We start from the raw sequence: 22,674 nt of genomic DNA, 5'->3' as shown, positions 1-22,674 counted from the left end.
GGCGGCTTGCCCTTGCCTGAAGTGACAGGCAAACTCTGCCCGAGATTCCGGCCCCGGGGGCGCCGGCGAAAGCCCCCGTTACCTAACCTTCAACGCTCACTTCAACACAAGGAAATCACATGGCCACTGCAACCGCTCGTCACATCCTGGTCGAAGACGAACAGCAATGCCGCGACCTGAAAGCCCAAATCGAGGCCGGCGCCGATTTTGCCGACCTGGCCCGCCAGCACTCCAAGTGCCCGTCCGGCCGCCAGGGCGGTGACCTGGGCTCCTTCGGCCGCGGCCAGATGGTGCCGGAGTTCGACCAGGTCGTTTTCAGCGCCGATATCGGCAGCGTCGAGGGGCCGGTCAAGACCCAGTTCGGCTACCACCTGCTGGAAGTGACCAGCCGCCAGGACTAACGTCCGCCGCTATCGCGCCGCGAAAAACCCGGGGCCTTACTCCGGGTCGCTGCGGCGCGGCTTCTTCAGGGGGGCAAAACCGTCCCCCAGACTGCCGGTCCCGCTCGGTGCCCGGCGCTTACCGATCTGCTTGCGGTCCCGGTGACGCTGTTTCACCTTCTCCGCTTTCTTGTCCTTGTCGGCGCTCTTGGTGCGCGGCTTGCGCTTACCCAGAGCCGCCGCCTTGCCCGAACGCTTGAGTTTCTCCGGGCCCTTGTACTTGCCGGTGAGCCCCGCCACCGTGCGCCGCTCGAAGCTGATCCGCAGGTAACGCTCGATCCCGGCCATCAGGTTCCATTCCGAGGCGCTGATCAGGCAGATCGCCAACCCCTGGGCCCCGGCGCGCCCGGTGCGCCCCACCCGGTGCACGTGTTCGTCGCCACTGCGGGCCATGTCGAAACTGACGACCAGGTCGATGCCTTTGACATCCAGACCCCGGGCCGCGACATCCGTCGCCACCAGCACCTGGATGGAGCCGCGCCGCAACAGGTCCATCACCCGGTTGCGCTCGTCCTGGGTCAGGTCCCCGTGCAGAACCCCGGCCCGCCACTGGTGGTAACGCAACAGACCGCAGAGCTTGTCCGCCTGCGCCTTGGTGTTGGTGAAGACCAGCGCCTTGTCGAAATTCTCCTCCTGCAGCAGGCGCACCAGCAGCCGCGACTTGTGCTTGAAATCATCGGCCAGCACGATCTGCTGGTGAATGTTCTCATGCTGGTCCCGGGCGCCGCTAAGCAACAGCTTCTCCGGCTCGCGCAGAACGCGCCCCGCCACGTCGGAGAGGCCGCGCCGATCCAGGGTCGCGGAAAGCAGCAGGGTCTGGCGCTCACGCCGACAGGCGTCGGCCAGCTTCAGCACGTCCTCGCTGAACCCCAGGTCCAGCATCCGGTCGGCTTCGTCGATCACCAGCACTTCAAGGTCGCCCAGCTCCACCGTTCCCCGGTCCAGGTGCTCGATCAACCGCCCCGGGGTCGCCACCAGCACCTCCGGGTTCTTGCGCAGCAGCGCCGCCTGGTACTTGAACTCGGCGCCGCCGGTAATGGCGCCGGCCTGCAACGGGGTGAGCCCGGCCAGCAGCTTGAACTGCTTGAGCACCTGGCGCGCCAGCTCCCGGGTCGGCACCAGTATCAACCCGCGGGTGGCGGAACCGGGCGCCTTCTCGCGCAGAAAACGGTCCAACATGGGCAACAGGTAGGCGGCGGTCTTACCGCTGCCGGTCTCGGCGCTGACCAGCAGGTCGCGGCCGGACAGCGCGAGCGGGATCGCCTGGGCCTGGACCGGGGTGGGTTGCGTGAGCCCCTCGGCCTCAAGGGCTTTGAGCAGGCGTTCGTGCAGGGAAAAATCGGCAAACAAGGGAGAGTCCTCGGTAGCGGCAAAGCGTTCGGGAAACGGGGTGAAGGTGAAACCGGGTCGGGGGCATCCAAACCGCGGGCCGCATAGGCTACCATAGGCCGGTCCGGGGTTCACGGCCGGCAGGTCAAGGCCCTTATCAGAAGGAGTACGTTATGCAGATCTGGGTGGATGCCGACGCCTGCCCCCGCGTCATCAAGGAAATTCTCTACCGCGCCGCCGAGCGGGTCAAGGTACCGCTGCTGCTGGTGGCCAACCAGCCCCTGCAGACACCGCCCTCGGCCTACATTCGCTCGGTGCGGGTGGCGGCCGGATTCGACATCGCCGACAACCACATCGTGCAGCAGTGCCAACCGGAAGACCTGGTGATCACCGCCGACATTCCCCTGGCGGCCGAGGTGGTGGCCAAGGGGGCCCTGGCCCTTAACCCGAGGGGTGAGCTCTATACCGAGAGCAATATTCGCCAGCGCCTCAACATGCGCGATTTTATGGACAGTCTGCGTGCCAGCGGGGTGGACACCGGCGGGCCGGCGGCTTTCAGCCAGGCCGATCGCCAAGCCTTTGCCAACCAGCTCGACCGCCTGCTGGCCCAGCGCAGCCAGGGGAACCCATCGCCATGATCGCACCCCGCCTGCTCGCCGGCTTCGGCTGGTGCTCCCTCGGGGCCTCGGTCCTGGCGCTGCTGGCCGCGCCCCTGGGTCTGCAACCGGCGGGCCGTGGCCTTGATGCCTACCTGTTTATTTTGTGCCTGATGGCGGCAGTCTCCGGCGCCCTGGTCATCGCCGCCCGACTGCGCCGCCACAATCACCCTCTGGCAGAAAAAGTGGTGCCCTCCAGCCTGGTCGCCTACCTGTTGTTCCTGCTGATAACCTTCCGCTGGCTGACCCAATAAACAGACACGCTGGTCAGAACAGCGGGGATCGGGTTTAATGAACCCGCTTAAAGATCTCGGTTAAGTGACCGATATCAATAATAATAAACATTAACAGACTCCCACTTCATGACCGCAGCGTCTGACCAAAGGCACCCAACCCAGACACCCGCCGGCCCCGGAAGCCTGCCGGCCGTGCCGCACGCCCTGCTGAGGCTGATTGATTGCTGCCAGCAGCGCGATGTCAGTTTTGACACCCTCGCCACCCTTATCCGCCAGGACGCTGCCCTAGCGGCCCGCGTCATCAACGCCGCCCACGCCTCGAGCCTGGCACAGTGGAACCACCTGCACGATCTCGACCGCATTCTGGTGGTACTCGGGCTGGACACCATCAAGCACATCGCCTTTACCGCGGCGGTCCAGGAATTTTTCGCCCAGTTCAACCAGGGCGCTTCCGCGCTGCGGCGCCGGCTCTGGAGGGCTTCGCTGAGCTGCGCCTGCAGCGCCCGAACCCTGGCACGCCTGAGCGCCTACCCGTCTCCCGAAGAGGCTTACCTGGCCGGGCTGCTGCACAACCTGGGACAGATGGCATACCTGCAGGGCAGCCCGGACGCCTACGCTGAGCTGCTGCACACGCCGCTCGCCGATGCTGAGCTCGACGCTCGGGAGCGCGAGCGCTTTGGCCTCTCCAGCACCCAGTGGGGGGCCGAGCAGGCCGAACGCTGGGCGCCGGACAGTTTTATCGGCGATGCGATCCGCTACCAGCGCCGTGCCGCCCACGCCCTGGGCGACGCACCGCACCTGGTGCGGCTGATCAACCTGGCGCGCAAAATGAGTACGGCCCCGGCTGAGGACGATCAACTGCTCGCCGCAGCCGACCAATTACTGGGGCTCAACCAGGATCTTATCCTCCAGCTGCACGAGGATAGCGCGACCGAGGTAAACGAGATTGCCCGTACCTTTGGCATCCCTCTGGGGGCGGACCACAGGGCGGCTGGCGAGTCCGAAGCGCGACAGGCCCTGGGTGTTCGGGTCCAGGGCCTGGCCCTGACCCGAACGGTGCAGATTACCAGTCCCCCCGGCGCGGCGCTCTGGTCTGAGCTGCTGGGCAACCTCAACATCCTCTTCGACCTGCCCGATGCGCTCGCCTTTGAATTTCAGCCCCGGGACGGCAAGCTCGCCTGCATCGCCCGCACCGCCTCCGTCAGCCCCGCGGCCGACGCCTTGGCGATCCACCTCGACGGCAGCCCATCCCTGATCACACAGGGCTTTGAGACACCCGACAACGTCTGTCTGGAGCAAGCGAGCGCTGACGACGCACCGGTGGTCGATGGTCAGCTCAAGCGCCTGCTGAGCGCCAGCCACCTGCTGTGCCTCGGGCTGCAGGCCGGCTCCCGCCCCCTGGGCGCTCTGGTTGCCGGGCTGACCGCCGACAACCACCGACGCCTGCAGAGCCAGAAGCCGCTGCTAAAGGCCTTCACCCAGGCCCTGGTCGAACAACTCGAGGCGCGGGAAAGCCGGCAACAGCAGCGCGCAGAGGAGCAGGCACAATGGCTGGCGCGCAACCGGCGCCTGGTTCACGAAGCCGCTAACCCCCTGGGGGCGATCCAGAACTACCTGCAGGTGCTGAGCCTGAAGCTGGGCACGGATCCGGCGGTAGATGAGCAACTGCGATTTATTCGCGAAGAGATGGAGCGGGTGGGATCTATCCTGGTGCGGATGAAAGAGCCCGTGGACGTTGATTCCGGGGAGGCAAGCCTGACCGACGTCAACACGCTGATTGAGCGCCTGGTGTCGCTCTACCGCGCCTCGCTCTTCGCCAGCCGCGGAATCGGGGCGACCCTGGACCTGGCGCCGGACCTGGCGCAGGTTTCCACCGACACCGGCGCGTTAAAACAAATCCTCACCAACCTGCTGAAAAACGCAGCGGAGGCCCTCACCGACGGGGGCGAGGTCGAGGTTGCCAGCCGTCACCTCAACGTTGACGGCCACCCCCACATCGAACTGCACGTTCGGGACAACGGCCCCGGGTTGCCCCCGGAAATTCTGTCCCGCGCATTTACACCGGTGCAAAGCACCAAAGGCAAGGAGCACTCGGGACTGGGGTTGGCCATTGTCGCCAGCCTGGTTACCCGGCTTCAGGGATCGATCAGCTGTACCAACCAGAAAACAGGTGGGGCGGAATTCGTTATTCGATTGCCCTGTACACTGAAATCCCAATGAAACCGGACCTAATTCGTTATGCACGGAGAATTGTCGTGGCTCGGGACTGACTACAGCTCACACGTCGAAGAAGCCCACCTGCAGGCGGTGGAGCAGGAAGATACGTTCAACCTTCTGATCGTTGACGATATGCCCCGCATGGCCCACAGCGTCCAGCAGCTCCTGGACGCTTACGGCTTTGACAGCCGGATCGCCGAAGGCGGCCAGGAAGCCCTCGACTACCTCGCGCAGCACCGGGTGGACCTGATGCTGCTGGACCTGGAAATGCCAAGGGTCAGCGGCTTTAAGGTGCTGGAGCAGATCCAGCAGCACTTTCCCGACACCGACGTCATCGTCGTCAGTGGCGAAGCCTCCTTTGACAGCGCCACCCGGGTGCTCCGTTACGGCGCCCAGGACTTTATCCGCAAGCCTTACAGTCCCGACGCCCTGGTCCGGGCGGTGCGCAACGTGCAGCAGCGCCGCGAGCAGCGCCGGCAGCTCAAGCGCATGCAGCAGCAACTGCGCAGCTCCGAGCAGCGTCACCGTTTCATCGTCAACAACTCGCCCGACATCATCTACATGCTCGATGACCAGGGCCGCCTCACCTTCGTCAACGAGCGGGCCGAGACCCTGCTGGGCTACCCGCGGGACGAGCTGCTGGGGATGCACTACGCGGAGCTCGTGCACGAGGAGGATTTCAACAAGGCCCTTTACGCCTTTGCCGAGCGCCGCACCGGCGAGCGTGCCAGCTACAACGTGGAGTTTCGCCTTAAACCCAAGGACCGCGACCTGGCGCCCCGCTACTTCGAATCCCGCACCCTGACCATCGAACTCAGCGCGATGGGGGTTTACAGTTCCGCGTCCGACGCCCGTCGCTTCGTCGGCACCTACGGGGTGGCCCGGGACATCAGCGAGCGCAAGCGGGCCGAGGAGCTGATCCAGTTCCAGCTGCACCACGACCTGCTCACCAAGCTGCCCAACCGGGCGCTGTTCCGGGACCGCCTGGAGCAGGCCATGGCCCTGGCCGCGCGCCACCGCTCGCAGCTGGCGGTGATGTACCTGGACATGGACCGCTTCAAGGTGATCAACGACTCCCTGGGCCACCAGACCGGTGACCAGCTGCTGCAGGCGGTCGCCACCAGGCTGCGGGGCTGCCTGCGCGAAAGCGACACCCTGGCCCGGGTCGGCGGCGACGAATTCACCCTGCTGCTTCCCGAAATCGCCCAAGCGGCCGACGCCGAACAGGTCGCCGGCAAGATCCTCCAGGCGGTGGAAAAGCCGCTGCTGTTCGAGGGGATCGAGATTTACGTCAAGTTCAGTATCGGCATCGCCGTCTACCCCGAGGACGGCACCTCCCTGGACACCCTGATCAAGCACGCCGACACCGCCATGTACCACGTAAAGGCCCGGGGCAAGAACGATTTCGCCTTCTACCGCAGCGAGATGCGGACCCTCCATTCACGCCAGCTGCAGTTGGAGAGCGACCTGCGTCGGGCGGTGGCCGAAGAACAGCTGCGCATGTACCTGCAGCCCCAGGTGGATATTCGGACCCGCCAGGTGACCGGCTACGAAGCGCTGGTGCGCTGGGCCCACCCGCAACAGGGCCTGTTGGGTCCGGACAGGTTCATCGACGTGGCCGAGGAGACCGGCCTGATCAACGAGCTGGGCCAGTGGATGGTCACCACGGCGTGCCAGACCCTGCGCCGGTGGGCCGATGGCGGCTGCGAACACCTGACCCTGGCAGTGAACGTGTCGGCCCGGGAGCTGATGCAAGTGAACTTCTGCGAGCAGATTCTCGACAATCTTGAGCGCTTTGGGGTTGCGGGCCACCGGCTGGAGCTGGAGATCACCGAAAACGTATTGATGCAGGATATGGAGCAGGCGGTCGTCAAGCTCAAGCGGCTGGCCCAGCACGGGGTGCGTATTGCGGTGGACGACTTCGGAACCGGCTACTCGTCCCTCAGCTACCTGCAGAGCCTGCCCCTGCACACCCTTAAAATCGACCGCTCCTTTATCCACCAGATCAAGCGCCCGGGAGATACCAGCGCCATCGTCACCGCCATCGTTTCCATGGCCCGGGGGCTGGGGCTGGATCTGGTGGCCGAAGGCGTGGAGACCCAGGCGCAACTGGAGTACCTGCTCGACCTGGACTGCTCCTCGGCCCAGGGCTTTCTCACCGGCCGGCCCACCCCGCTGGAGGAGATTCCGGTGCCGAACGCCCGGGCCGCCTCGGGCTGAGCCCGCCCCCCCCTGGCCCATACTACGCGGCAAAACCCCTAGGGGTTTCCACTTATACTTTGGTCGCTAGCAACACCAAAGTCGCACTGTCACGCATCGACAATTGACCTTCATCCCCCTAACGTTGCCTGACTGCGCATAGCCCACCCTATTCAGGGGCTAAGGCAGGCTTTCTGGCTGTACGCTCAAAACAAAAATAATAGCGGCGGAACGCTGTACGAAATTCCCAAATTATTCGCTATTTATCCAAAGGACAGACCTATGGCTTTGATTGAGCGCAAGCATGGAGAGGAGCACCCCTACTGGAGCGCCGGCCCCTTCAAGATCCGTTTACCCTTTATCCACTACCGCTGGGAAGCGGCGGAAACCGTTCAGGCTTTGATCATGTTCGTGGTGGCCATGGCCATGATCCCGCTGCTGGAGAAATACCTCGGGCTTCCCTACGACGTCGCCCTCGCGTACGTGGTGGTGTGCGGCATCGGCTTTATGCTGCCCAACCTGCTCGGCACCCCCTTTGTCCCGGGCTGGATCACCCCCGCGATCCCCGTGGTACTGCTGTTCATCGGCCAGTTCGAGCCCGGTCCCGATGCCATCAAGGCGCTGGTCGGCCTGCAGCTGGTGGTGACCTTCATCTTCTTTTTCCTGGGCATCACGCGCCTTGGCACCAAGCTGGTGGACCTCTTTCCCAGCTCCATGAAGGCCGGCATTCTGCTGGGCGCCGGCATTGCCGCCGTCACCGGTGAGATCTCCGAGGGCGGCCGCCTGGCCAACACCCCCTACGCGCTGAGCATCGGCTTTGCCGTCACCGCCTACATGCTGTTCTCGCTCTCGTTCCGCGACCTGATCGAAAAGCACCGCTGGGCCAAGATCATCTCCAGCTACGGCATGGTGCCCGGCACCCTGATCGCCATGGGCATCGGCTGGATCATCGGCGAATATCCCCTGCCCGCGGTCGAGTTCGGGTTCTCCGCGCCCGCCTTTGGCGACATGTGGAACTACCTGCCCTTCACTATCGGCTTCCCCAGCCTCGATATCCTGTGGATGGCGATCCCCACCGCGATCATCGCCTACATCATCGCCTTCGGTGACATCATCGTCGGCCAGAGCCTGCTGGACCGGGTGGACCACCTGCGTCCCGACGAGAAGATCGAGGTCAACGTCGACCGGGTGCACATCGTCACCGGCATCCGCAACCTGATCCACAGCTTCTTCGCGCCTTATCCCGGCCTGGCCGGCCCGCTGTTCACCGGTGCCATGGCCACCATCGCCGAGCGCTACCGCTACGGCCGCAGCGCCATGGACACCATCTACAGTGGCGCCGGCGTGTTCTGGATCGTGGGCTTCCTGGCCCTGTTCGCCCTGCCGCTGGTGACCCTGTTCAAGCCGGTGCTGCCCATCGCCCTCTCCATCACCCTGCTGATCACCGGTTACCTCTGTGTCAGCGTCGCCGTGGAGCAGGTAGATAACGCCACCTCCATGGGGGTTGCGGGCACCATGGGCGTAGTCCTGGCCGTTTACGGCGCCGCCTGGGGCCTGGCCGCCGGTATCATCCTTTACGTGCTGATCGAGAAGCGCACCAAAAAGGCATTGGCCGAACACGCCGGAGAGGCGCCAGAGGAGCCGATCCATATCGAGGAGAAGGCCGCCGATTACGGCAACGCCTGATCCGAATTCTTCATCCCCCTTTTATAACCGGCCCCCGTGGCCGGTTTTTTTGTTCTCCTCCTCGACGTCGGCATAAGTCACTGGCCAGCAGACGAAAATGCGCCCCCGTGAAAAAGGGCAGCCAACGCCTTTCCAGCCGACAAATTTACTCGACAAACTGGCGAACCGGGCCGCCTGCGACCATGATTTTTTTAGCTCCCCGCCCGTCGGGGGCATCCGTCATAGGGTAAAGGCGCCACCGGCGCCCCACGCGTCAACGCCATTAAGCGAGGACTTTTGAAGGGTCCTGAGGAGCCAAAGATGAATGCACCGCAAAGCCCGGAGACAAGGAACATCCAGCTGGGACCACTGGCCCACCTGGTTGGGTCCTGGGAAGGCATTTACGGGGAAGAAAGCGAGGAGTCCCGCTCCAAAACTGGGTCAACCAGCTACCGGGAGACCATCACTTTTGAAGCCATCGGTCCTGTGGATACCGGCTCGGAAATGCTGTACGGGCTGCGCTCGTCGACCCTGGCCTGGGCCTACGGAGAGTCCGATGAGGAGCCGATTCACGAGGAGCTCGGCTATTGGTTCTGGTGCCCCAAGGAGCAACGGATCATCCGCTGCTTTACCAACCACAGCGGGGTGGCGATCAATGCCGCCGGTACCTGTGCTCCTGACGCCGAGCGCTTTGAAATCGCCGCTGAAGCCGGCGCCGAACAGTACGGAATCAGCTCTACGCCATCGCTCAACCGCAACTGCCGCACCCTCTCCTACCGAATGGCCCTGTCGATCGAAGACGCCAACACCCTCAGCTATCAGGAGGAGATTCGCCTGGAGAATACGGACACCCAGGAGCAGGTGGTGCACCGGGACCACAATAAACTTGCCAAGGTCTACTGACTGCTCTCAGCGGCGCCTGTCTCCTTTAAGCGACGGGCGCCGGCCGCTGACCGCCGCCGCTTCGCTTTTCTCCTTGCATAACCGTCGCCAGAAACAGACAGCCAGCTCCCATTTCCCTCCCCTGAACCGGACAAAACCGCAGAAAAAAGCCTTTTAAACACAATAAACATTTGTTTTTAAAGGCACAAATATCCACAGGCACACATCCTGCTAGACCTTCTCGCGAGCGCGAAAAGGACGCACCGTTTCGTCCGCTCGCGACCGGCAACAAATAAATATCGGCTTGGTCCAGGTCCAGGCAGGAGAGAAACAAGATGATGCACGGATGGCTTCGAACACTACTGGTACTGGCTCTGATCAACACGGGGGCCTGCAGCTACTTGCTCTACCCCGACCGGCGCGGCCCGCAGGTGTCCCCGACCACGCTGCCCGACCCCTCGCACCTGCTGATCGGACTGATCGGCTACCGCTTCGCCTTCGCAGTCGACCTTGATGCCGGCCGCCTCTACATTCCCTCGGACGGGGAGCGCGCCCTGAAAGACCACCGGCATCGTTTGCGCCGGATCCCGCCCGAGGAGGTGCCCACTATCGCCGACCGCGCCAACATCGCCCGCGAGCTGACCAACTGGCTCAACAAGCCGGTATCCGTCTCGCGGCTCACCTTTTACCGGCTCAAGCCGCGACGACCGGCTGGGCGACTGCTGATCTGACAGGTTCAACGAAGGGTCGGTCGCGCAGCCTGCGGTCCGACCCTTCGCCTACTGGCCGCTGAAGAAACACGCCAGTACGCGGTAAAGGTTATAGGCATCCTCGCTGCCCGCCAGCTCGCGAATCGAGTGCATGGCGAAGGTGGGCACCCCCACGTCCAGGGTCGACACCCCCAGTTTGGCCGCGGTGAGCGGGCCAATAGTACTGCCACAACCCATGTCGCTGCGCACGGTAAAGGCCTGCACCGGCACCTGAACCTGGCGCGCCAGGGCGCGAAAGTGGGCGCTCGACTCGGAATTGGTGGCGTAACGCTGGTTGGCATTGATCTTGATGACCGGCCCCCCGTTGATCAGCGGACCGTGGTTGGCGTCGTGCCGGTCGGCGTAGTTGGGGTGGATACCGTGGGCGTTGTCGGCGGAGATCATCCTGGAGGCGGCCAGGGTGCGCATCCGCTGCTCGTTTTCAGGCAGTAAACGCTCCAGCACCTGCAGCAGGAAAGGCCCGTCCGCCCCGGAACTGGACTGGCTCCCCACCTCTTCGTGATCATTGCAGACCAGGATTGCGCCCTGCCCGGGCGCGGCCTCCAGCAGCGCCTGCAAACCCAGGTAACAGCTCAGCAGGTTATCCAGCCGGGCGCTGGCGATAAACTCCTGGTGCAGGCCCACGTACGCGGGGGGCTGCACGTCGTAGCAAAACAGCTCGTAATCGAGCACCTCGGCCACCGGCTCGCCCTGCGCCTGCAACCGTTCCCGAAGCAAGTGCCTGAAGTCGGGCTTGTCTTCGCCCGCCGGGTGCAGGCTCAAAACCAGCGGCAGGTCTTTCTGGGGATTGATGGAGCGCTCGTTGTTGGCTTCACGGTCGAGGTGAATCGCCAGGCTGGGGATCACCGCGACGGGGTCTTTAAAATCCATCAGCGCCTGGCGCAGCACCCCTTCGGAATCGAGAAAGTGGACCCGACCGGCAATCGAAAGGTCGCGGTCGAACCAAGGGTTGAGCAGGGCGCCGCCGTAGACCTCCACGCCCAACTGGTAATAGCCACTGCGCCGCAAATCCGGCCGGGGTTTGAGCTTCAGGCAGGGGCTGTCGGTATGCGCCCCTACCAGTCGCAACCCCTTCTCCACCAGCGTTTGCGTATCCGGCAATGAAAAGGCGATCAACGAGGAGTCGTTGCGGGTGACGTAGTAGCGTCCACCGGCTTTCAGCGCCCAGGCGTCGCTTTCCTTCAGAGCCTCGAAGCCCGCCCCCTCCAGCGCCGCGGCAAGCGACGCCACCGCGTGGAAGGGGGTGGGAGATGCGGCCAGAAAGGTTTTGAGGTCGCGGTTGAATGCCGTCTTGTCCATTACCGGGTCTCCTCGGTCGATGTTTCGATGCCCAGCAGTTCAAGGTCAAACACCAGGGTCGAGTTGGGGGGGATACTGGCGCTGGGGCTGCGTTTGCCATACGCCAGCTGCGAGGGAATATAAAGCGTCCAGTGGGCGCCCTCACGCATCAGCTGCAGCGCCTCGGTCCAGCCGGGAATCAGGCGGTTGACAGGAAATACCGCCGGGCTGCCCCGATCATAGGAGCTGTCAAAGGTGGTTCCATCCAGCAGCGAGCCGCGATAATGCACCCGTACCTGGTCGTCCGCCGAGGGCCGGCCGCCCTCGCCGGGGCGTACCACGCGGTACTGCAGACCGCTTTCGGTCTGTTGCACCCCCTCACGCCCTGCGTTCTCGGCCAAAAACGCCTGACCTTCCTTCAGGTTGGCAGCCGCCTGGGCATCAAGCTCGGCCACGCGACGCGCCAGTTCGCTGTCACAGGCGACGACACCGGACAGCGCCAGGATCATCACCGCCAGCCACCGAAAAAAACCGCTTAAATTCAATACACTGCTTCCTTTATCCGATAAAAAACGGGGCCCTGCGGCCACGTTTCGAGGGATACAAATGATAACGCGGGCGCTATACTTGTGCAGCTATCTCCCTGCAGCCGTTTAGCCAGAGGAACTCCGACGGGTTTTCATTTGTCCCATTTTTGCAACCCGCCCGCGCACTGACAACAACCTGGAGACGCCGTGCCTGCCCAATTTCACCGTTTCGCACCTCGCGCCCTGCTCAGCCTGTTCGCCTTCAGCGTGCTGGCCTGGCCGCTGTCCCCTGCACAGGCCCGACTCACCGACGTCGAGCCGGTCACCCTCGCACCCAAGGACGTTCACCAGGAGACGCTCAAGACCCTGACCAAGAGCCTGCGCCTGGGGCACTACCGCAAGCTGCGGCTCGACGACGAGTTTTCCTCGCGTCTGTTTGACGCTTACATCGACCAGCTCGACAACAACCGCATCTATTTTCTGGCCTCGGACATCGAGGCGTTTGAGACCTGGCGTTACCGCTTTGACGACGCCATTGACGAGAGCGACCTGAAGCCCGCCTTTGAAATTTTCAACCGCTTTCAGCAACGGCGCAGCGAACGGCTTCAGTACCTGCTTGGACGGATCGAGGAGGGGCTGGACAGCCTGGACTTTGACCGCGATGAACAGCTGGCCACCGACCGCAGCTCGGCCCCCTGGGTGAACACCGAGGCCGAAATGGACGACCTGTGGCGCAAGCGCCTGAAAAGCACGGTGCTGAATTTCCGCTTGAGCGACAAGGACACCGACGAGACCGCCGAAGTATTGAGCAAAAGGTACACCAACCAGCTCCAGCGCCTTGCGCAGACCAACAGCGACGATGCCTTTCAGGTTTACGCCAACGCCCTGACCAGCCTCTATGGCCCGCACACACAGTATTACTCCCCGCGCCGCTCGGAGAATTTCAACATCGACATGCGTCTCTCTCTCGAGGGAATCGGGGCCGTGCTCTCCAGCGAGTACGAAAACACCAAGATCGTTCGCCTGATTCCCGCCGGCCCCGCCGAGAAGAGCGGCCAGCTGCACCCGTCCGACATCATCGTCGGCGTTGCCCAGGGCGATGATGGGGAGATGGTGGACGTCATTGGCTGGCGCCTTGACGAAGTGGTTCAACTGATCCGCGGCCCCAAGGAGACCATTGTGCGGCTGGCCGTTCAGCCGGCGGGCGCGGAGGCCAATGCGACACGGGAAGTGCGCATCGTACGTAACGAGATCAAGCTCGAAGAGCAGGCGGCGCAGAAAGAGCTGATAGAGATCAACCACGAGGGGCGCACCCACAAGCTGGGCATCATCAGCATCCCCACCTTTTACGTGGACTTCAACGCCCTGCGTGAAGGCGACCCTGATTACCGCAGCACCACCAAGGACGTGGAAAAAATGCTGCAGGAGCTGCAGGCCGAGGGCATCGAGGGACTCATCATTGACCTGCGCGGCAACGGCGGCGGCGCGCTGCGCGAAGCCGTGGAGCTGGCGGGGCTGTTTATTCCCCAGGGACCGGTGGTCCAGATCAAAGACTCATCCGGACGGGTGCGGGTGGAGTTCGACCATGATCCCAAGCACTACGAAATCCCCCTGGCGGTGATGGTCAACCGCCTCAGCGCCTCGGCCTCGGAGATTTTCGCCGGCGCCATCAAGGACTACAACCGGGGTCTGGTGCTGGGCAGCCAGACCTTCGGCAAGGGCACGGTACAGGTGATGCAACCGCTGGGCTTCGGCGACTTGAAAATGACCCGGGCCAAGTTCTATCGCATTTCAGGCGACAGCACACAGCACAAAGGGGTCTACCCCCACATCGAGATGCCCTCCCTGTATGACCCGGAGGAGGTGGGCGAGAGCAGCGCGGATGAAGCCCTGCCCTGGGACCAGGTCAAACCCGTCCCTCACCTCAGTTTCCCGGGTTTTGATCACCTCCTGGCGCCTCTGGACCGGGCGCACCAGGAGCGAATCAGCCATGAGCCCGACTTCGCCGCGCTGGTAGAGCGCATCAGCTACGTGCGCGAGCGCCAGCGTCAGCACCTGCCGCTCAAAGAGGCCGCCATGCGCCAGCTGCGCGAGGAAGACGAACAGTGGCAACTGGAGTGGGAGAACCGGCGTCGTGCTGCCAAGCAGGAACCGCTGGTAGAATCCCTCTCGGAGATCGAAGAGGAACCCCAGAGCAGCGGCCACCGGGAGATCGACCTGAGCAAGGACGCCCTGTTGCGCGAAGGCACACACATGCTGCTGGACCTGATGCAGATGGCCCGCACCGATTCCGGTTGCGTAACCGCTTCCAACGCCTCAACACCACCACCCTGTTGAGCCTCGGTACGTTGCTGATAGGTGGGCTGGCTGAAATCGGTGCTTGGCTGGAGTCCGCGCCTTTGGTAAAACGCTTCTTTAGTCATAATGCAGTCAGAGCCGTAACCCAACTTTCATGAACTCAACCTCCAAACTGATCCTTTTGAGCGCCATCGCCGCCCTGCTCCTCGTGGCTGTGAGTGTCGGTGGCTTTTTCCTCTGGGAGAAAGTCGATAAGCAGCACGAAGAGAACGTGGAGCAACTTTCCGGGTTCGGCAGCAAGGTGGTTCCCATCAGCCAGGGGCCAGCCTCTGAACGGGTGACCATCGGTACCGGCGGACAGGTGCAGCTCCCGCCCTCCATTCGGGAAAAGAAACTCTCGGCCACCGAGAAAATCATCATTTCACTGAGCGAAGAGAAGCAGGCCCTGGTCGCCGAACTTGTCGTGGCCAACGAGAAAATTGCCAAGCTGCAGGAGGAAGTCAACAAACTGCGCGGCTACAACGACGACAACCAGCGCTTTGCTCCCCTGCCCCTGCAGAAAGAGCGCAACCGCGCGATCACCCAGTTACAGTCCTTTTTCCAGGAGTCGCCGGATGCTCGCCGTTTCAGCGACTTCCAGACCGAGGCCATGACCCTGGCATCGGCCAACGCCTACATGGAGATGCTGCGCAAATACCGGCTGAGCTTTGACGATCAGCAGAAGGACGTGATTATCGCCCAGCACCTGCCGGTTTACGGCTTTTGCGTGGGCAACAGCATCGGCTATATCCCCGACAACCGGCAAGAGGAGCAACTGCTGCTCAAATTCCTGCGCACCGAGGATGTCACCCTGCTGAGCCAACGGCTCGAAGAGGATGTTCGCACCATCACCACCCCCTGTCAGCAGGGGCTCGACGAGCGTGTTCACGCCATGCTCTGATTAACCGCCGCAAAAGGTCTTGATGACTGTTTAACGCGGCCGTTTTTCTGTATAATTTTGCCTCTTTTTCCGCCTTGGGTTCACTTCAGGCCAGTTTGTGGCTCAGGGCGATATGCAAACCGGACCCGTATCGACTGGCAGGTTATGGGCTAAAAAAGGGTGGACGGTTGCGCGCCGGCGCCCATAGGAAATGACATGAGCGAAAGCTTTGCAGAACTTTTTGAAGAATCCCTGAAAGAAATCGATATGAAGCCCGGTGCCCTGGTTACCGGTACCGTAATCGATATCGATGACGACTGGGTTACCGTAAACGCCGGCCTCAAGTCCGAGGCGGTAGTTCCCCGTCATCAGTTCATGGGCTCGGGTGGCGAGCTTGAGATCGCGGTCGGCGACGACGTCACCGTGGCTCTGGAAGCGGTCGAAGACGGCTTCGGTGAGACCAAGCTGTCCCGCGAGAAGGCCAAGCGTGCCGAGACCTGGCAGCAGCTGCAGAAGGCCTTCGACGCCGAGGAAACCGTCAAGGGTTACATCAACGGCAAGGTCAAAGGCGGCTTCACCGTTGCAATCAGCAACATCCAGGGCTTCCTGCCTGGCTCCCTGGTGGATGTACGCCCCGTGCGCGACGTCGACCACCTGGAAGGCAAGGAGCTGGAGTTCAAGCTGATCAAGCTGGATCCCAAGCGCAACAACATCGTTGTTTCCCGCCGCGCCGTTCTTCAGGAAGCCAACAGCGCCCAGCGCGAAGAGCTGCTGGCCACCATCCAGGAAGGTATGGAAGTCAAGGGCTTCGTCAAGAACCTGACCAACTACGGTGCCTTCGTAGACCTGGGTGGCGTTGACGGCCTGCTGCACATCACCGACATGGCCTGGAAGCGCATCAACCACCCCAGCGACATGCTCACCCCCGGCGACGAGATCACCGTCAAGGTCATCAAGTTCGACAAAGAGAGCGGCCGCCTGTCCCTGGGCCTCAAGCAGCTGCAGGAAGATCCGTGGGAGGATATCAAGCAGCGCTACCCGGCCAACACCAAGGTGATGGCACGCGTTACCAACCTCACCGACTACGGCTGCTTCGCCTCTCTGGAAGACGGCGTCGAGGGTCTGGTACACGTTTCCGAAATGTCCTGGACCAACAAGAACATTCACCCCTCCAAGGTTGTGCAGGTAGGTGAAGAGATCGAAGTGATGATCCTGGACGTGGACGAAGAGCGTCGCCGTATCTCCCTGGGCATCAAGCAGTGCACCGGCAACCCCTGGGTCACCTTCGCCGAGAAGTTCGCCGCAGGCGACCGTGTCACCGGCACCATCAAGACCATCACCGATTTCGGTATCTTCGTGGGTCTGGAAGGCGACCTGGACGGTCTGGTTCACATGTCCGACATCTCTTGGGAAGCTGACAACGAAGCCGCCCTGCGCGAGTTCAAGAAAGGCGAAGAGGTGGAAGCGGTCATCCTGTCTATCGATTCCGAGAAAGAGCGTATCTCTCTGGGCATCAAGCAGCTGGACGGCGACCCCTTCAGTGACTACGCTGCTGCCAACGCCAAGGGCACCATCGTCAACGGCACCGTCAAGTCCGTTGAGCAGCGCGCCGCCATCGTCGAGCTGGCCGAAGGTGTTGAAGGCTTCCTGAAGGTATCCGAACTGAGCGTCGACCGTGTCGAAGACGCTCGTGACGTGCTGAAGGAAGGTGAGGCCGTCGAAGCCAAGATCGTCAACGTTGATCGCAAGAACCGTCAGATCGCGCTGTCCATCAAGGCCAAGGACGCCGCCGAGGAGAAGGCCGCCATGCAGCAGCTGAACAAGCAGCAGCAGGCTGACGTCTCCGGCCCCACCACCATCGGTGACCTGATCAAGGCGCAGATGGAGAACAAGAGCTAAGTCCACGGACCTGCTTTTGAAGTAAAAAAGGAGCACCTTGGTGCTCCTTTTTTGTTTTTGTACCCGCTTTTCGTGCCCGCGCAGCCGTCGGCGGGTGATCAGGAAACCAGCTTGTCGGAGAAGTGCTCCCGGGCCAGCAGCGCCGCCTCCACCCGGTTGCGCACCTGCAGTTTCTGCAGAATATTGGTCATGTAATGCTTGATGGTTTTCTCCTGTAAATTCAGGTTCCGCCCCACCTCCTTGTTGCTCTGCCCCTGGGCCACCAGGCGCAGAATCTGCTCTTCGCGGGCGGTCAGCAACTCCAGCGGCTGGGATGTTTTCGTCAACTTGTCCGCAGGCGCCTGCATCTCCGCCAGCAAGCGTGCGGCCAGTGACGGCGAGACATAGGAGTCACCTCGATAAACCGCCTGCAGCACTTCGGTCAGATCCTCCCCGCCAATTCCCTTGAGGACGTAGCCCCGTGCGCCCGCCTTGAGGGCAGCCATCACATCGTCGTCCTGCTCGGACACCGTCAACATCACAATCTTCACCACCGGGCAGGTCCGGCTGATGACACGGGCGGCTTCGATACCGCTACCGGGCATGCTTACATCCAGCAGTGCCAGATCCGGCAACAGGTCCTGTACCAGGTTTACCGCCTCCTCGGCACTGCCGCCCTGCCCCACCACCTCAAACGCCTCGTGATCGGCGATAGTTCTGGCCACCCCGTCCCTGAACAGCGGGTGATCATCGGCTAACACCACTCGAATACGGGTCATCCTGGTCTATGCCTCACTGGTATTATCCAAGCTACAGTACATGGTGACCCGAGTACCTTCCCCGGGTCGGGAGTCGATATGAACCCCTCCTCCTAAGCTCTCAATGCGCTCGCGCAGCCCCGGAAGCCCCAGGCCACAATCCGCGTTGGGTCGCGCCTCCGCGGAAAAACCCTGCCCCCTGTCGCTGACTTCCACCTCCAGGCGGTTCTCCCGGCAATTAAGCCTCACCCGCTGCCCCTGCCCCTTGGCATGGTGGTAGGCGTTGTTCAGGGTTTCCTGCACGAAGCGGTAGAGCCCGATCTTGATGGGCTGCGACAGGGTCGGCGCCGTCCCCTCCACGACCACCTCCACCCCCGTGCCCGTGCGCCGTTCATGGGCGGCCGTGACATCACGCACCAGTGCTTCGGCACTGAGCGCCTGCAGCTCAGGCAAGGTTAAACCATTGCAGAGACTGCGCACTTCACCGAGGGCATCGCTGAGCGAGCTCTGGACCAGGTCCAGCTCTTCCTGGGCCTTGGGGTCGCCGTCCTTGCCCACCCGTTTTTTCAAACTGTCGAGACGCAGCAGCGCGAAAGCCAACAGTTGCGCCGGGCCGTCGTGCAGATCGGCGCTGATGCGGCGCAGGTAGCGCTCATTGATCTCCACGGTACGCCTGGAGGCCCGCTGCAACCGCCAGTGCAGGTCTTTGTTCTGGGCCAGCAGTTCCGACAGGTGCCTGACCTGATCTTCCAGTGCCAGCCGCTGGCGCTTGATGGTGCGACTGCCCCGCACCACAATGCCGGACAAGGCCGCTAGCATCAGCAGAGTGACGCTGCCCACCACCAACCAACTGGTCAGGATGGAGCGGTTAAGCTGCGCCTTCAACTGATCAGCCCGCTCGTAAAATTCGGCCACGGCGATAATCCGCCCAGTCCCGTTTTGCCGCAGCGGGCTGTATATCTCAAGCAGCGGAATACCGGCATCCCGCTCCCGGGCATCTTCCTGATCCTTTAAGGCATCAAACTCGGCTGCTACCTCGCCCCGCCAAGCCGCTTTAAGGTTGTCGGTTTCTGGGAACCGCTCGCCGGCCACACTCTTACGGGAGCTGAACGTCACCAACCCCCCTTCCTTCCAGATCTTTACCGACACCACTCGCCGGCTGAACTCCGTTCCACTAAGCAGTTTCGTCAGGGCCTGCTCGCTATCGGGCTCCAGGTTCGCCTGCACGCCGAGCTCCTGCACCTCCGGCTCGATAAAACTGCGCATAAAGAGCGCGGTGGCCGCCGCGCTGTTTCTCAGCACCCCGTTCTCGATCTGTTTGCTGACCCAGAAGCCGATAACCAGCATCCCCAGCAGCAGGACCACCGACCCCATGAGCGCAAACTGCTGCATGAGGCTGAGCCCAAACCACCGGGACTTCAGGTCAGCAGCGGACGGCAATCGAGGCGCCAGACTAACGTCAGTTGTCTGCATTGCGTTATTCCATCAAAGGGTTACAAAAAGTTTAGCCAAGCGTTCGCCGCTACGCCTCGGACCATGGTCCGAAAATCAATCAGACCCAAGCCCTCCAATTCGCCGGCCCTAAGTTGCTGGCGACAGATTTGCCGCTGCGCCATCGTTACAGGCAAGAAAAAGGAACATTGACTTATCGCACCATCTGACAAATCCCTTCAGTCGGTGCCCGCAGGAGCAGAACCATGACAATTATTCCTCTCAGCACTCACGATGCCCCCTTATCAAAAGCCCACCGGGTGCCGCTGAAACCACACCGGGTGCAACGCGCCAAGGCGGCCTATACCACCCGCAGGGTACGCTGGGACGAGGCCTGCGCGCTGCTGGTGGGCGAGCTCAAACCCCGTTCCGGAGACTTGGTCCTGGCCCGAATCGAGCGTATCGGCCAGCACAAGCGGATCGAGCTGGCCTGCGGACGCCGCGCCCACTTGCACGTGGGCGACGAAGTCATCCTCTGTTACGGCTCCCGCTACGCGCCCGACCAGTTTGAAGCGGTAACACCAGACAACCTGGGCGAGTGCGACATGGTCGCCGCCGGCGGCGTCGCCGCCCACTGCCGGGAGCGACACGCCAGCCTCAAAGCCCCCACCCGCATCGCCCCCATCGGCCTGCTCGCCGACGCCGCAGGCCAGGTGTTGAACCTGAGCCGCTACGCCCTGCCGGTGACAACCCCTACCAGCCGCCCTCTCGTCTACGGCGTAGCGGGCTCGCTGATGAATGCCGGCAAAACCACCACCGCGGCCATGGTACTGCGCGGCCTGCGTAGCCGCGGCCTGAAGGTGGGTGCGGTCAAAGTCACCGGCACCGGCGCCGGTTGCGATCGCTGGGTCTACGAAGACGCGGGCGCCGACAGCGTGCTCGACTTCACCGATCTGGGCGAGCCTTCCACCTATCAACTGCCCGCCGCCCGGGTGGAAGCGCTGTTCAGCGGACTGGTAGACCTACAGGCCTCGGCCGGAATGGACGCGGTCGTGGTGGAAGTGGCCGACGGGGTCTATCAGGCGGAAACTGCAGCGCTGCTGGCCTCTCCCCTGTTCCGCCGGCGCTGCGAGGGTGTTTTCTTCGCCGCTGCCGACCCCCTCGGTGCGACCTCTGGCGTCGACCACCTGCAGCAGCTCGGCTTGCCGGTACTGGGCGTCAGCGGCACCCTGACCGCCTCACCCCTGGCCATGCGCGAGGCAGCCCAACGCCTGGAGCCGCCGGTGCTGACCAAAGAGGCGCTGAGCGCCGGCACCTGGCTGAAAGCCTATTACCCGGCGGCCCAACGCGAGGAGGCCTGACATGACCCGGCCCAGCGCTAGCCTGCCACGCATTCTGACCGGCCCCCGGCGCTGGCGCTTTGCCCGGCTGGTCGCGAACGGCCTTGCCCAGGCCCTGGTGGCGGTAGCCATGGCCCTGCTGGTCAAGCAATTTTTTGACCAGGCCCTGAACCCGAATGGCTCAACGAGTGCTTGGCCCCCGGCGCTGCTTGGAGCCCTCACGCTCGTCGGCTTATCCGTTACCGCCCTGTTGCGCTGGCGGGGACACCTGGATGCCGAGCGACTAGGACAGGGCTATGTCCATGCAGTTCGCCTGCACCTGTTCCGTCACCTGACCCGAGTGGGCCCAGAAGGGTTACGTCATTTTAGCGGCGGGGCTGTCATGTTGCGCTTCGTGGGCGATCTGAGCGCGATCCGCAACTGGGTCAGCCTCGGACTGGCTCGCCTGACGGTGAGCGGCCTGACACTGGGGGTGAGCCTGCTGTTACTGGCCGCAGTAGAGCCGCTGGTGGCGTTGGCAGTGGTGGTTGCCGCAGGCTGCGCCTGCCTTCTCTCCCTCACCCTGGGCCCCCTCTTGCGCGATCGCACCCGACAGGTAAGACGGGCCCGGGGACGGCTGGCCGCGAACCTGAACGATCGCATCAGCCACCTCAATGTAATCCAGGCGTTCGGCCAGCAAGAGCGTGAACAACGACGCTTCAAGCGCCACAGCCGGGAAGTACGCGACCGCCTGGTGGAGCGCGCCCGAGTGGTCGGCTTGCTGCGCGGGCTGACCGAGGCCAGCGCGTCCCTGGCAGGGCTCTGCGCCCTGCTGGTCGGCGCAGGACTGGTCCAGCAGGGAAGCAGCACGCCCGGAAGCGTCGTGGCGGCCATGTTGATCAGCGGGCTGCTGACGCCGCGGCTGCAGGACCTGGGGCGGGTTTACGAATACTGGAACGGGTTTTTGATCGCCCGTGAAAAGCAGCTGAAGCTACTGCAAACCCGCCCCCCGCTGGCGCCGGCAGCCGCTACTGAAACCGCAACAGCCGCCGGGGGCAAGCCACAAGCGCACCTGCGCCTGGACAATGTCCACTACGCCCCGGCGGGGCTGAAGCGAGTCAGCAGCCAGGTCCAACAGGGCAGCAAAGTGGCCATTCTGGGGCCGAACGGCGCGGGGAAAAGCTCCCTGCTGCGCTTGATCGCCGGGCTGGTACCGCCCAGCAAAGGCAGCATCACCCTCAATGACAGCTGCGTCGAACAGATTACTGCGGAGCAGGGGACCCGGCGTTTCGCCTTGGTTTCGCCGGATCTGCCCCTGCTCCGCGGTTCACTGCGCTACAACCTGACCTATGGTATCGGCAGCCCCCCCCGCGATGACTGCCAGTTGAATGAAACCATCGATCGTTGCGGGCTTGCCGAACTTGTCAGCCGCCTGCCGCGGGGGCTCGAGCAACGGATCAGCGAGCGCCAGAGCGGCCTCTCCAAAGGGGAACGGGCCCGCATCGCCCTGGCCCGCGCCCTCCTGGCAGAGCCCGAGGTACTGCTTCTCGACGAAGCCGACGCGAACCTTGACGCCGCCAGTCGCAACGCCTTGGCCAGGGCTATCAACGACTTTCCCGGCACCGTGCTCTACGCCACCCACGATGCCGGCCAGGCCCGCAAGGCAGATTGCATCTGGCTGCTGCATGCCGGTGGTTTTGCCGTCCAAGGGAATTGGGAAGAGGTGCAAGAACACTGGACAGGAATAAGACTCCTGCATAACTGCCCAAAATTCAGCATAATCTGAGCATTGACGACAACACGGAGGTTGATCGATGTCTTTCTTTCAGATGGGTGCCGAGGAGCGCCTGAAGGGCAATCTGTTGATGAGCT

General features: G+C 62.9%; 18 protein-coding genes. 13 read left to right on the top strand and 5 right to left on the bottom strand.

The annotated features are described in order from the left end of the window. Nucleotides 1-119 precede the first annotated feature (119 nt). Nucleotides 120-401, top strand: a complete 282-nt coding sequence (locus JGZ97_RS14205; protein WP_207063313.1) for a peptidylprolyl isomerase — start codon at nt 120-122, stop codon at nt 399-401. Between the two features lie 36 nt (nt 402-437). Here the strand turns inward: JGZ97_RS14205 and JGZ97_RS14200 are convergent, their stop codons facing one another. Beyond that, nucleotides 438-1,790 carry a DEAD/DEAH box helicase gene (locus tag JGZ97_RS14200; RefSeq protein WP_207063312.1) on the bottom strand — a complete coding sequence of 451 codons (1,353 nt, stop codon included), beginning with the start codon at nt 1,788-1,790 and terminating at the stop codon, nt 438-440. Nucleotides 1,791-1,942: 152 nt separating this feature from the next. Here JGZ97_RS14200 and JGZ97_RS14195 point away from each other — a divergent pair, with 152 nt between their 5' ends. The 7 genes from JGZ97_RS14195 to JGZ97_RS14165 all read left to right on the top strand — a co-directional run bounded on the left by JGZ97_RS14195 (nt 1,943) and on the right by JGZ97_RS14165 (nt 10,355). Further along, a complete protein-coding gene (locus tag JGZ97_RS14195; RefSeq protein ID WP_207063311.1) occupies nt 1,943-2,407 on the top strand; it encodes a YaiI/YqxD family protein in 465 nt (154 codons plus the stop codon). After that, nucleotides 2,404-2,679 (top strand): hypothetical protein, encoded by a 276-nt coding sequence (locus JGZ97_RS14190; RefSeq protein WP_207063310.1) that lies wholly within the window; start codon nt 2,404-2,406, stop codon nt 2,677-2,679. The genes JGZ97_RS14195 and JGZ97_RS14190 overlap by 4 nt, the downstream gene beginning before the upstream one ends. A 174-nt stretch (nt 2,680-2,853) precedes the next feature. Further along, a complete protein-coding gene (locus JGZ97_RS14185) occupies nt 2,854-4,881 on the top strand; it encodes an HDOD domain-containing protein (protein WP_207063309.1) in 2,028 nt (675 codons plus the stop codon). An 18-nt stretch (nt 4,882-4,899) separates the two neighbouring features. After that, on the top strand, nt 4,900-7,098 hold the full coding sequence (locus JGZ97_RS14180; RefSeq protein WP_207063308.1) for a bifunctional diguanylate cyclase/phosphodiesterase: 2,199 nt from the start codon (nt 4,900-4,902) through the stop codon (nt 7,096-7,098). A 261-nt stretch (nt 7,099-7,359) separates the two neighbouring features. Then, complete coding sequence (locus JGZ97_RS14175) at nt 7,360-8,763, top strand: solute carrier family 23 protein (RefSeq protein ID WP_207063307.1); 1,404 nt, start codon at nt 7,360-7,362, stop codon at nt 8,761-8,763. A gap of 300 nt (nt 8,764-9,063) precedes the next feature. After that, nucleotides 9,064-9,645 (top strand): heme-binding beta-barrel domain-containing protein, encoded by a 582-nt coding sequence (locus tag JGZ97_RS14170; RefSeq protein WP_207063306.1) that lies wholly within the window; start codon nt 9,064-9,066, stop codon nt 9,643-9,645. A 314-nt stretch (nt 9,646-9,959) separates the two neighbouring features. Further along, nucleotides 9,960-10,355 carry a hypothetical protein gene (locus JGZ97_RS14165; protein WP_207063305.1) on the top strand — a complete coding sequence of 132 codons (396 nt, stop codon included), beginning with the start codon at nt 9,960-9,962 and terminating at the stop codon, nt 10,353-10,355. A gap of 48 nt (nt 10,356-10,403) precedes the next feature. Here the strand turns inward: JGZ97_RS14165 and JGZ97_RS14160 are convergent, their stop codons facing one another. Next, the gene (locus JGZ97_RS14160) at nt 10,404-11,693 is read right to left on the bottom strand and encodes a M18 family aminopeptidase (protein ID WP_207063304.1); all 1,290 of its coding nucleotides are present in this window, start codon (nt 11,691-11,693) and stop codon (nt 10,404-10,406) included. Continuing rightward, on the bottom strand, nt 11,693-12,217 hold the full coding sequence (locus JGZ97_RS14155; protein WP_370584073.1) for an FKBP-type peptidyl-prolyl cis-trans isomerase: 525 nt from the start codon (nt 12,215-12,217) through the stop codon (nt 11,693-11,695). Before JGZ97_RS14155 ends, JGZ97_RS14160 begins: the two co-directional genes overlap by 1 nt. 189 nt (nt 12,218-12,406) lie before the next feature. Between JGZ97_RS14155 and JGZ97_RS14150 the strand changes: the two genes are divergently transcribed. From JGZ97_RS14150 to rpsA, 3 genes are all read left to right on the top strand, one after another. Further along, the gene (locus JGZ97_RS14150) at nt 12,407-14,536 is read left to right on the top strand and encodes a carboxy terminal-processing peptidase (RefSeq protein WP_207063303.1); all 2,130 of its coding nucleotides are present in this window, start codon (nt 12,407-12,409) and stop codon (nt 14,534-14,536) included. 115 nt (nt 14,537-14,651) lie between these two features. Next, nucleotides 14,652-15,437, top strand: coding sequence for a hypothetical protein (locus JGZ97_RS14145; RefSeq protein ID WP_207063302.1), 786 nt, complete (start codon nt 14,652-14,654; stop codon nt 15,435-15,437). A gap of 195 nt (nt 15,438-15,632) precedes the next feature. After that, nucleotides 15,633-17,315, top strand: coding sequence for a 30S ribosomal protein S1 (gene rpsA, locus JGZ97_RS14140; protein ID WP_207063301.1), 1,683 nt, complete (start codon nt 15,633-15,635; stop codon nt 17,313-17,315). Nucleotides 17,316-17,413: 98 nt separating this feature from the next. Here rpsA and JGZ97_RS14135 read toward each other — a convergent pair whose 3' ends face one another. Next, nucleotides 17,414-18,073: a response regulator transcription factor gene (locus JGZ97_RS14135; RefSeq protein WP_207063300.1), complete on the bottom strand. Its 660-nt coding sequence runs from the start codon at nt 18,071-18,073 to the stop codon at nt 17,414-17,416. A gap of 6 nt (nt 18,074-18,079) precedes the next feature. Then, nucleotides 18,080-19,444 (bottom strand): sensor histidine kinase, encoded by a 1,365-nt coding sequence (locus JGZ97_RS14130; protein WP_207063299.1) that lies wholly within the window; start codon nt 19,442-19,444, stop codon nt 18,080-18,082. A 305-nt stretch (nt 19,445-19,749) separates the two neighbouring features. Here JGZ97_RS14130 and JGZ97_RS14125 point away from each other — a divergent pair, with 305 nt between their 5' ends. Both JGZ97_RS14125 and JGZ97_RS14120 read left to right on the top strand, forming a co-directional pair. Next, nucleotides 19,750-20,844: a hypothetical protein gene (locus JGZ97_RS14125; RefSeq protein ID WP_207063298.1), complete on the top strand. Its 1,095-nt coding sequence runs from the start codon at nt 19,750-19,752 to the stop codon at nt 20,842-20,844. A 1-nt stretch (nt 20,845) separates the two neighbouring features. Next, nucleotides 20,846-22,588, top strand: coding sequence for an ABC transporter ATP-binding protein (locus tag JGZ97_RS14120; RefSeq protein WP_207063297.1), 1,743 nt, complete (start codon nt 20,846-20,848; stop codon nt 22,586-22,588). Nucleotides 22,589-22,674: the final 86 nt, after the last annotated feature.

The sequence above is a fragment of the Motiliproteus sp. SC1-56 genome, assembly GCF_017309075.1.
GTDB lineage: Bacteria > Pseudomonadota > Gammaproteobacteria > Pseudomonadales > Balneatricaceae > Motiliproteus.
This window is presented reverse-complemented; position numbering and strand designations above follow the sequence as displayed.